Below are 10,552 nucleotides of genomic sequence, written 5' to 3' on the forward strand. Positions count from 1 at the left end.
ATCTTGTGAGAGAATATGGAAAACATACGCCACCAAGCGAAGACATCAGGAAGTTAAAGACCGTATATATCAAGGGAGGATTCAGATTTATGTCAAACGAACGTGAGCTTTCATTTGAAACATTGGCAATTCATGCAGGCCAGGAGATTGATCCAACCACCAACGCACGAGCTGTACCCTTGTATCAGACAACATCCTATGGATTCAAGGACACCGAGCATGCAGCTAACTTGTTTGGTTTGAAAGAGTTTGGCAACATCTATACCCGTCTGATGAATCCAACAACCGACGTGTTTGAGCAACGGATCGCGGCGTTGGAAGGCGGAGCTGGGGCGCTGGCTACAGCTTCTGGTCAGGCAGCCATTACGTTTTCACTTCTGAATATTGCTGGTGCAGGCGATGAGATCGTGTCTTCGGCGAGTTTGTATGGAGGTACATACAATCTGTTCTCGACGACTTTGCCAAAATTGGGTATAGACGTGAAATTTGTGGATTCCAGTGATCCTGAGAATTTCCGGGCAGCGATTACGGAGAAAACGAAAGCATTGTATGCCGAAACGATCGGTAATCCAAAGGGGAATGTACTGGATATTGAAGCGGTGGCAGCTATCGCTCATGAACATGGAATTCCTTTGATCGTGGATAATACGTTCCCGAGTCCGTACCTGCTTCGTCCAATCGAACATGGAGCAGATATTGTCGTTCACTCTGCAACGAAATTTATTGGGGGTCATGGTACATCCATTGGTGGCGTTATCGTGGATAGCGGAAAATTTGACTGGAAAGCAAGTGGCAAGTTCCCTGGATTGACGGAGCCGGACTCCAGTTATAACGGAGTTGTATATACGGAAGCGGTTGGACCGATTGCTTATATTATCAAAGCTCGTGTACAACTTCTACGTGACTTGGGTGCAACAATCTCTCCATTTAACTCCTGGTTGTTGCTGCAAGGGCTGGAGACATTACATCTGCGCGTAGAGCGTCATAGTAGCAACGCCCTTGCAGTTGCGCAATTCCTTGAGAAACATGAGGATGTGTCTTGGGTAAGTTATGCAGGTCTGCCGAGCCACGGTTCTTACGAGCTTGCACAGAAGTATCTGCCAAGAGGGCAGGGCGCCATTCTGACCTTTGGAATCAAAGGTGGTGCGGACGCAGGTCGCAAATTGATTGAAAGTGTCAAACTGTTCTCTCACCTTGCAAACGTGGGCGATTCCAAGTCACTGATCATTCACCCGGCAAGTACAACTCACGCGCAGTTGACCGAAGATGAACAAACAGCAGCAGGCGTTAATCCGGAGTTGATTCGTCTGTCTGTGGGTACAGAGAACATTCAAGACATTATCTATGATCTGGAGCAAGCCATCAAAGCAAGTCAGGGAGCAAGTGTAGGCGCGTAAATGGCATTGGATGGATGGTAAACAATCACTTAAGCGATATACCATAAACAGGTCAAATGAATATCAATAGATGGTTAAAGCCGTTGTCCTCCGGGACAGCGGCTTTTTGTCTTTTTGAACACGCATTTATGAGTAACCATCGAAAAAAGCCCATTTACAAATGAGGATCACAGGCATATACTGATTAAAAGTTGTATTGAGTAAAAATAATTGCACAAGTACAAAAATGATTATCATTCTCATTCGAGATTATTGCAAAATGATTCACAAAACCATGCTGCTGCGGGATTTCCGCAGCAGCATGTGTCATTTTTAGGGCATTAACAATGGCTCTCATTCTCAATACAACTTCATTTCTGGAAGCGGAACTTGAGCATACTCACTATCCGCAAACCTACCATTTGAAAGGAACGTGATTTATATGCAAGCGATACATCAACCTCTACACAGACAGCAACAAGCAGAACAACGCTCATCCCAAACACCCGGCCCCAATCGGGGCAAGAAGCCTGATTTTCGAGCCATGGTGCAGAATAAAGAGATGCAATCTGCATTGGGCAGCGGGCTGTTGATGCTGATTGCCTGGGGAACTGCACCATTTTTTGGTACCTTATCCATCATGCTCTACATTGTGGCGTATGCCGTTGGCGGTTGGACCAAAGCGAAGGAAGGTATCGAGACACTGGTCAAGGACCGTGATCTGGATGTAAACCTGCTGATGATTGCCGCATCCCTTGGGGCAGCGGCCATCGGTTACTGGAATGAAGGTGCGATGCTGATCTTTATTTTTGCACTCAGTGGTGCGTTGGAAAGTTATGCGACAGAGCGCAGTCATAAGGATATCTCATCGTTGCTGGCGCTCAAGCCAGAGACTGCACTGCGTATTGAGGATGGACAGATGAACCTCGTGGCTATTGATGATCTGCAGCCGGGTGATCTGCTGTTGGTCAAACCGGGAGAACTCATCCCAGCAGATGGCGTGGTGTACCGGGGGAGTTCTTTTATCAATCAGTCGTCCATCACCGGAGAATCCCTGCCTGTGGACAAAGTTGCAGGGGATGAAGTCTATGCAGGTACGGTAAACGGGGAGGGCGCCTTATACGTAGAGGTCACAAAAACGGCTGAAGGGTCAGTATTCGGCAAAATCATTAAATTGGTGGAAGAAGCGCAAGCAGAAATACCGGATTCCCAGCGTTTTATGGAGCGGTTCGAAGGAATATACGCACGCATTGTTGTAGGGGTGACTTTACTTGTGATTGCAGGAACTCCACTACTGCTTGGATGGACATGGAATGAGGCATTTTATAAAGCGATGGTATTTCTGGTTGTTGCTTCGCCTTGTGCACTGGTGTCCTCGATCATGCCTGTCATGCTGTCCGCGATGTCCAGCAGTGCCCGCCGTGGTATTCTCTTTAAGGGAGGTGCCCATATGGAGAATATGGCTCGTACGCAGGTCGTGGCTTTTGACAAAACAGGTACATTGACCATGGGCACCCCGCAAGTCACAGATATTATCACGGCTGAACATGTAGATCGCACCCAGCTGTTAGGTGCTGTGGCAGCGATTGAGAACATCTCCATGCACCCCTTGGCTCGTGCCATCGTAGATCAGGCGAACAAGGAGAACATTATTCTTCAGGAAGCGGAACACGTACAGGCCCTAACAGGCTGGGGCATCGAAGGAACGGTAAACGATGTGGTCTGGAGCATTGGCAAAACAAATGTAATGGAAACGATGCAGTCAGAGAAGATAAAAGACGCTAACGTTGATGATCCAGATAAACAGGGTGTTAACCCTGTGAAGGTGTCTTCTGAGTGGGACGATGTACGCTCCCGTCTAGAGGGGGCAGGAAAAACCGTATCCGTTGTGATGGCTGATGGTGAATTGGTCGGGCTGATCGCCATGCGGGATACGGTACGGCCTCAGGCAGCAGCTGCAGTGAAAAAGCTTGAAGCGATGGGTGTTAAAGTTGCGATGTTAACAGGAGATCGAGACAGATCAGCTTCTGTGATTGCCCGTGAAACAGGAGTAAGCATGGTCTATGCAGACTTGCTGCCAGAAGATAAAGTGAAGCAGGTCCAAGCGCTTCGCAAACAGTATGGTCCTGTACTGATGGTAGGAGATGGTGTCAATGATGCCCCGGCACTTGCAGCAGCTACTGTGGGTATGGGGATGGGATTGTCCGGCAGCGGAACTGCACTCGAGGTCGCCGATGCGGTACTCATGAACGATAACATTGAAGAGATCGCTTGGGTGATCGGGCAGGCTCGTCGAGCAAAGCGCACGGTGAAGCAGAATATGTTCTTTGCCATTACCGTTATTCTGGCTTTAATTGCGGGTAACTTCCTCCAAGACGTCGCATTGCCTCTAGGTGTGGTAGGTCATGAAGGCAGTACTATTCTGGTTATTCTGAATGGCCTTAGGCTGCTGCGGTAATCAGATTTGGAGAGTAAAATGGTTAATTGGTTTCGCTAGTAGTAGGCGGCTGGTTGAACGGCTTACGTTTGAACCTTGGGTCAGCGGGTAATGATTCGAAGAGACGATTCGATACTAAGGGAGCTGTGAAAGATGGGACGTTATGTACAAGTGGAACCAAATGTAAAAGTATATGTTGAAGATATTGGCGAAGGAACCCCGGTTGTCTTTTTGCACGGCTGGCCTGTCAATTATAAAATGTTTGAATATCAATTGAACGTATTGCCGAACCATGGCATTCGTGCCACCGCGATAGATTTTAGAGGATATGGCTTATCGGATAAGCCTTCCACAGGATATGATTATGATCGCATGGCAGATGATGTTCGTGCCGTTATTGATGATCTGGAGCTGAAAGACGCGGTACTCGCGGGGTTCTCCATGGGTGGAGCGATCGCAGTACATTACATGGCTCGCCATAAGGGACATGGTGTCTCCAAGCTGGCCTTGTTATCTGCGGCAGCACCTGTGTTCACACAGCGCGAAGGTTATCCGTATGGATTGACTCCAGAGCAGCTGAACGAGCAGATCATCGAGCAGATCTTTGCAGATCGTCCGAAGTTACTGGAGACGTTTGGCGGCATGTTCTTCGCGAAGAAACACAGCCAGCCATTCATGGATTGGTTCCACGCGCTTGGCATGGAGGCTTCATCCTATGGTACCATTCGCAGTGCAATTGCGTTGCGGGATGAGGACTTGCGAGGTGACCTGAGTTTGATTCAGGTGCCAACAGCCATTTTGCACGGGAAAAAGGATGAGATCTGTCCGTTTGAGTTCGCCGAGCAGATGCACAAGGGCATCGCTTCGTCTCAACTAATTGCTTTTGAAGAGAGCGGTCATGGTGCATTCTATGATGAATTGGAAAAATTCAATTCGGAACTGATTCGGTTCATCCAATCCTGATCAGGAGAGGGCGTAATACCTCTGACAGGCGATCCCAGTAATTTCATTGAATCTTCATTTGTGGCTAAACAAAGAACCCGGTTGACAGTCTTGGACTGTTCGCTCGGGTTCTTTAGTCTTCAATTAAAACAGTTCGGTCAGACCGATCATTGTGATGAGTCCGAGTAAAAACGAGATAGTTGCTACACGTGCATTGCCGTCACCATGGCTCTCAGGAATGAGTTCCTTATAAACGATGAACATCATCGCACCCGCTGCAAATGCCAATCCATAAGGGACAAGGCCGGCTACGAGGCTGCTTAATGTGTAACCAATCATAGCTGTAATAATCTCTACCGCTCCGGTCAAGGTGGCAATACCCAGCGCTTTGAAGCGGCCAATGTTCTGGTTCACGAGAAAGAGGGCCACCAGGAATCCTTCCGGCGCATTCTGCAATCCGATGGAAAAAGCAATGAGATTGCCGAGGTTCTCATCCGAGCTTGCATAGCTGACTCCAACGGATAACCCTTCCGGCAGGTTATGCATGGTGATGGCTGCAATAATCATGAAGGCTTTGGTTTCAATTTTAAAAGGCATTTTCTCTGGATTCTCCAGATCGACATGAGGAATCTTCATCTCCAGCACCAGTAGAACCAAGCTACCAAGCATAATACCAAATGCGAGTACAAAGAGATTCGATTGACCAAGCGCTTCCGGAATGAGATTATACACTGAGGCCGAGGTCATAATACCTGCGGCGTATGCCAGCAAGATATCACGCAGACGGTGCGATATTTTGCGCATAAATAGAATCGGTACGGCCCCTAGGCCGGTAGACATGGCTGATATAAAACTGCCAATGAGTGCATCGTTCATGCTTCCATTTTCCCTCCTGATGAAGACTTCTTCATAATCGCTGCCGAGCATTGACACCGTACATAAAAGAGATCATAATGAACAACAGATTAGAATGATTATAAATTAGAATTCCGTTTCTGCATAGGGCAATTGTCATTACACGGGCAGGTCTTGTGGACATGATGTAGGCTTTTCGTTCTAGTGTATGCAAAAGCCTAAGCTTTTGATGCCGGAGGGCCCGACCTTTTTGCAGAACCCGGGGGAGGAACTATACATGTATAAATCAATCATTATCGGAACAGGCCCTGCAGGGCTGACAGCAGCAATCTATCTGGCACGTGCCAACATGAACCCACTCGTTATTGAAGGACCACAACCTGGTGGCCAACTGACAACAACGACTGAAGTGGAGAACTTCCCAGGTTTCCCTGATGGTATTATGGGTCCTGAACTGATGGACAACATGCGTAAACAAGCTGAGCGCTTCGGTGCTGAATTCCGCACAGGCTGGGTGAACAACATCGACATGAGCGAGCGTCCGTTCAAGATTCAAGTTGAAGGTATGGGTGAACTCGTATCGGAAACATTGATCCTGTCCACAGGCGCAACTGCTAAATACCTGGGTATCCCTGGCGAAGAAACGAATATAGGCCGAGGTGTCAGCACATGTGCAACATGTGATGGATTCTTCTTCCGTAACAAGGAAATCATCGTCATCGGCGGTGGTGACTCTGCTCTTGAGGAAGCAAGCTTCCTGTCCCGTTTCGGTTCCAAAGTAACGCTGGTACACCGTCGTGAAGAACTGCGTGGCTCCAAAATCATGCAGGATCGTGCACGCAGCAACGAAAAAGTAGAAATGGCTTTGAACCGTACACCACTCGAAGTACTTGCTGGCGACAACGGCGTAACCGGATTGAAAGTGTTGAACAATGAAACAGGTGAAGAAGAAGTGATTCCAGCAAGCGGCGTATTCGTAGCTATTGGTCACACACCAAACACGGGATTCCTTGGCGGACAAATCACTACGGACGAACATGGTTATATCCTGACTACACCAGGTACATCCGAGACAAACATCCCAGGCGTATTCGCATGTGGTGACGTTCAAGATACTCGTTACAAACAAGCGATCACAGCTGCAGGTAGCGGATGTATGGCTGCTATGGACACAGAGAAATACATTGAAAGCTTGGAGCACAGCGCAGTTGTTCTGTAATAGAATGAGCTGATTCCAACCAAACGATAGATTAATAAAAAACATATGAGGTGAATTAAACATGGAAAACGTAATTGTATATACATCAACGAACTGCCCGAACTGCAAATCCGTAAAAACGTTCCTGGCTGACAAAGGTATTTCTTATGAAGAGCGCAACATCGAAACTAGCGATGAATTTGCACAACAAGTATGGGACATGGGTGTGCGTGCCGTGCCATTGACTGTCATTGGTGAACACCGCATTCTGGGTATGAACAAAACTCAATTTGCCAAAGCATTGGACGCTTAAATCAGGCTGATTATCTGAATCATCATATGTTGAAAGAAATTTTCGATTCATATGCAATTCCGGTTTTCGCGAGCCGTTAGGATATAGAAAGAACCGTACCCGGAAGGGTACGGTTTTTTGTGCAAACACAGAATATGATTTAGAAAAAAATACTCATGAAAGTCTGAAATACAACATACACCAGCAATCCTGACAGCATGTACATGAAACCAGCCTTCTTTTTGCTCTGAAACAATCGGAGTATGCCAAGGCTGAACAGGGGCGCAAGCACAATCAGGAACAGGAGGACGGTGACAAACATTTGCGCCGAGATATCTGAAGTATCCACGTAGGTCACGCTTTTTTTCACTCCGTTTCGTTATCGGAATTAACACAGCTTTATTCACACAGCCATGACAAAAATCACATAACCCCATTATACATCTGGATTTCTTTAACAAAAAGGGAGGAAATGGGGCAAAATGATGTCAATTTTCGTCTGTTATTAGACGGATACCCTGATTTTTCCTAGAAACTGGGAAATTGCAGAGTAAGCGGCACCAACACGGGTGGAACGGCTGCCCAGAGCTGCCCACTCAATCTGCAAACTGCGGCGGTGATAAGGTAACGTACGTTCCTCGACAACCTGTTTTAACGCCGTTTCAATCCAAGGACCTGCTTCAGAAAGAGGGCCACCAATGATAATACGTTCCGGGTTGAAACTGTTAACGATATTGGTAATGCCAACCCCCAGTTTGCGTCCAATCGTGTTGTATAATTCTTGAACAGCCTCATGGCCTTGCTCTGCATGATGAATAAGCTCGCGTGTGGTATGAGCAGGTAATTTTAGCTGATGATCCGGGTGCTCGTAGGCTTTTTCCGATGCGTATAACTCCCAGCAACCACGATTTCCGCAGGAACAGGGAAGACCTTCCGCTTCAATGGACATATGCCCTGTTTCCCCTGCGTAGCCCCACGCACCTTTGTATAATTCACCATCTACCATGATGCCTGAACCAATCCCCATGCCTGCACTGATGTAGATCATGTGACGGACACCGATGCCAGCACCAAAATTCAACTCTCCATGGGCACCAGCATTGGCTTCATTATCGATCGTTACAGGCAGTTCAAATTCTTCTTCAAGCATCGAGCGCAGAGCTACCTTCTCCCACCCCAAGTTGGGTGCAAACAGGACCGTTCCTGCCTCATCCACCATGCCCGGCACGCCGATGCCAATACCAATGACACCGTGAGGGGAAGGAGGAGCTGCTTCAATGAGCTGTTTTGCTGCCAATTTCAATTGCTCCAGTACAGAGGACACGTCATGATGTTCCAAGGTCACTGCGTACTCTGTAATGATGTGTCCTTCCAGATCCGTAAGCACGCCTTTCAAATGGGTCACACTGAGTTCCAGACCGACTGCATAGCCGGATGTCCCTCGAAACAGCAGCATGAGTGGTTTACGTCCGCCGCTGGATTCCCCAGGGCCAATCTCCTGCACCAGGTCATCACTGATCAGATCAGCAACCAGGTTGGATACCGTTGCTTTGTTCAGCCCCGTAACCTCGGACACTCGTGCGCGAGAAAGAGGGGCATGGCGCCGGATCGTATCCAGAACGATCGACTTGTTTATTTTTTTGACCAGCATCTGGTCTCCGGTAATTTTCATATGGTTAAGGCACTCCTATTCTTCTGATAAAAAGGTTCTGACCCACATCCGAAACAAGTTATTCGACTATTATAGCGTAAACAAACATGTTAAAAACAATTTTATTTTACTTTGTTTAACCAATAGACAAAGTATATTCGATGTGATAGGATAACGGTGTAAACGATTTCTTAAAACTATTGAGGAGGCATTTTACACATGGCCTATTTTGAATCCGTTAATAAAATTGCATTCGAAGGTAAAGATTCCAAGAATCCTTTTGCTTTTAAACATTATAATCCGGAAGAAGTGGTAGCCGGCAAATCGATGGAAGAACATTTCCGTTTTGGTATGGCTTACTGGCATACATTAACTGCAGGTGGCAGTGACCCGTTCGGTGCGGAGACAGCTGTTCGTTCGTGGGATAAATACTCGGGTCTGGACCTCGCGAAAGTACGCGTGGAAGCGGCATTTGAATTTTTAGAAAAAATGAATCTCCCGTTCTTCTGTTTCCACGATGTGGACATTGCACCAGAAGGCAACAATCTGCGCGAGTTCTACAGCAACATTGATACCATTGTTGATCTGATTGAAGATCATATGAAATCCAGCGGCAAAAAACTGCTCTGGAACACGGCGAACATGTTCTCGAACCCACGCTTCATGTTTGGTGCAGCTTCCACTTGTAACGCAGACGTGTATGCTCATGCTGCGGCACAGATCAAGAAAGGTCTGGAAGTGGGTAAACGTCTGGGCGCTGAAAACTATGTATTCTGGGGCGGCCGTGAAGGTTACGACACATTGCTGAACACAGACATGCAACTGGAGCAAGACAACATTGCTCGCATGTTCCACATGGCTGTAGACTACGCGAAGGAAATTGGCTTTGATGCACAATTCCTGATCGAGCCTAAACCAAAAGAGCCAACGAAACACCAATATGATTATGATGCAGCAACTTCCATTGCTTTCTTGCAAAAATACGGTTTGGACAAACACTTCAAACTCAACCTGGAAGCAAACCATGCTACACTGGCTGGTCATACATTTGATCACGAAATCCGCGTTGCTCGTACAAACGGCATGCTCGGTTCCCTCGATGCAAACCAAGGCGATATGTTGATCGGTTGGGATACGGATGAGTTCCCGGTTGATATGTACGATGCTACATTGACAATGTATGAAGTATTGAAAAACGGCGGTATTGGCCGTGGTGGTGTGAACTTTGACGCGAAAGTACGTCGTGGTTCCTTTGAAGCAGACGATCTCTTCCTGGCACACATCGCAGGTATGGACACGTATGCAAAAGGTCTGAAAGTAGCAGCGAAGTTGATTGAAGATCGCGTATTCGATGACTTCATCGAAAAACGTTACAGCAGCTTCAGCGAAGGTATTGGCGCAGATGTGGTTGCAGGTAAAGCAACACTTGCTTCCCTTGCTGAGTATGCACTCAACAATGAAAACCCACGCAAAAACCAATCCGGACGTCAGGAATTGCTGAGAGCACAACTTAATCAGTACATTCTGGCTGACTAATATTAGAATTCATCTGTGCAAGGAATGGCATGTAACCATACCTCCCTGCACGAGCTTGTACCACGGAACGCCTGAACAAGCATGACATTCGGACCGTTCCCGACTTTCCCCTGGGAAGGCGGGGACGGTTTTTTGATGAAACAACAAACCGGTCTACTGTTTTGATATAAATGGTTGTCTAAGATGGTGCATGCAAAACGGAGTGAACAGAAAGGACCCGAGGAAGCGAAGCGTGCGCATTTATCCCCGGATTTCACCCTTGCCA

Annotated in this window: 9 protein-coding genes; 6 read left to right on the forward strand and 3 right to left on the reverse strand. The window is 47.3% G+C overall.

Features of this window, described 5'->3' with window-relative positions:
- Positions 1-89: 89 nt before the first annotated feature.
- From QVE09_RS27945 to QVE09_RS27955, 3 genes are all read left to right on the forward strand, one after another.
- Positions 90-1,397 (forward strand): homocysteine synthase, encoded by a 1,308-nt coding sequence (locus QVE09_RS27945; protein ID WP_315939438.1) that lies wholly within the window; start codon positions 90-92, stop codon positions 1,395-1,397.
- Positions 1,398-1,818: 421 nt separating this feature from the next.
- Complete coding sequence (locus QVE09_RS27950; RefSeq protein ID WP_315939439.1) at positions 1,819-3,834, forward strand: heavy metal translocating P-type ATPase; 2,016 nt, start codon at positions 1,819-1,821, stop codon at positions 3,832-3,834.
- A 132-nt stretch (positions 3,835-3,966) separates the two neighbouring features.
- Positions 3,967-4,776 (forward strand): alpha/beta fold hydrolase, encoded by an 810-nt coding sequence (locus QVE09_RS27955; RefSeq protein WP_315939440.1) that lies wholly within the window; start codon positions 3,967-3,969, stop codon positions 4,774-4,776.
- A gap of 123 nt (positions 4,777-4,899) precedes the next feature.
- Here the strand turns inward: QVE09_RS27955 and QVE09_RS27960 are convergent, their stop codons facing one another.
- Positions 4,900-5,631 carry a ZIP family metal transporter gene (locus tag QVE09_RS27960; RefSeq protein ID WP_315939441.1) on the reverse strand — a complete coding sequence of 244 codons (732 nt, stop codon included), beginning with the start codon at positions 5,629-5,631 and terminating at the stop codon, positions 4,900-4,902.
- A gap of 256 nt (positions 5,632-5,887) precedes the next feature.
- On the opposite strand from QVE09_RS27960, the gene trxB reads away from it, so the two are divergent.
- Both trxB and QVE09_RS27970 read left to right on the forward strand, forming a co-directional pair.
- Entirely contained in the window at positions 5,888-6,829 is a 942-nt protein-coding gene (gene trxB, locus QVE09_RS27965) for a thioredoxin-disulfide reductase (RefSeq protein ID WP_036606934.1), read from the forward strand.
- 61 nt (positions 6,830-6,890) lie between these two features.
- Entirely contained in the window at positions 6,891-7,121 is a 231-nt protein-coding gene (locus QVE09_RS27970) for a glutaredoxin family protein (RefSeq protein ID WP_036668031.1), read from the forward strand.
- Between the two features lie 139 nt (positions 7,122-7,260).
- On the opposite strand, the gene QVE09_RS27975 is transcribed toward QVE09_RS27970, so the two are convergent.
- Together QVE09_RS27975 and QVE09_RS27980 are read right to left on the reverse strand one after the other, a co-directional pair.
- A complete protein-coding gene (locus QVE09_RS27975) occupies positions 7,261-7,458 on the reverse strand; it encodes a hypothetical protein (RefSeq protein ID WP_017692236.1) in 198 nt (65 codons plus the stop codon).
- Positions 7,459-7,605: 147 nt separating this feature from the next.
- Positions 7,606-8,772: an ROK family transcriptional regulator gene (locus QVE09_RS27980; protein WP_315939442.1), complete on the reverse strand. Its 1,167-nt coding sequence runs from the start codon at positions 8,770-8,772 to the stop codon at positions 7,606-7,608.
- A gap of 198 nt (positions 8,773-8,970) precedes the next feature.
- On the opposite strand from QVE09_RS27980, the gene xylA reads away from it, so the two are divergent.
- Positions 8,971-10,287, forward strand: a complete 1,317-nt coding sequence (gene xylA, locus QVE09_RS27985; RefSeq protein WP_133387161.1) for a xylose isomerase — start codon at positions 8,971-8,973, stop codon at positions 10,285-10,287.
- Positions 10,288-10,552: the final 265 nt, after the last annotated feature.

The sequence above is a fragment of the Paenibacillus sp. ClWae2A genome, from assembly GCF_032452295.1.
Classification (GTDB): Bacteria; Bacillota; Bacilli; order Paenibacillales; family Paenibacillaceae; genus Paenibacillus.

What these genes read in the sequence shown, in the direction of transcription:
- QVE09_RS27945 (WP_315939438.1), top strand. Translation starts at nt 90, where the DNA reads ATGTCAAACGAACGTGAGCTTTCATTTGAAACATTGGCAATTCATGCA.
- QVE09_RS27950 (WP_315939439.1), top strand. Translation starts at nt 1,819, where the DNA reads ATGCAAGCGATACATCAACCTCTACACAGACAGCAACAAGCAGAACAA.
- QVE09_RS27955 (WP_315939440.1), top strand. Translation starts at nt 3,967, where the DNA reads ATGGGACGTTATGTACAAGTGGAACCAAATGTAAAAGTATATGTTGAA.
- QVE09_RS27960 (WP_315939441.1), bottom strand. Translation starts at nt 5,631, where the DNA reads ATGAACGATGCACTCATTGGCAGTTTTATATCAGCCATGTCTACCGGC.
- trxB (WP_036606934.1), top strand. Translation starts at nt 5,888, where the DNA reads ATGTATAAATCAATCATTATCGGAACAGGCCCTGCAGGGCTGACAGCA.
- QVE09_RS27970 (WP_036668031.1), top strand. Translation starts at nt 6,891, where the DNA reads ATGGAAAACGTAATTGTATATACATCAACGAACTGCCCGAACTGCAAA.
- QVE09_RS27980 (WP_315939442.1), bottom strand. Translation starts at nt 8,772, where the DNA reads ATGAAAATTACCGGAGACCAGATGCTGGTCAAAAAAATAAACAAGTCG.
- xylA (WP_133387161.1), top strand. Translation starts at nt 8,971, where the DNA reads ATGGCCTATTTTGAATCCGTTAATAAAATTGCATTCGAAGGTAAAGAT.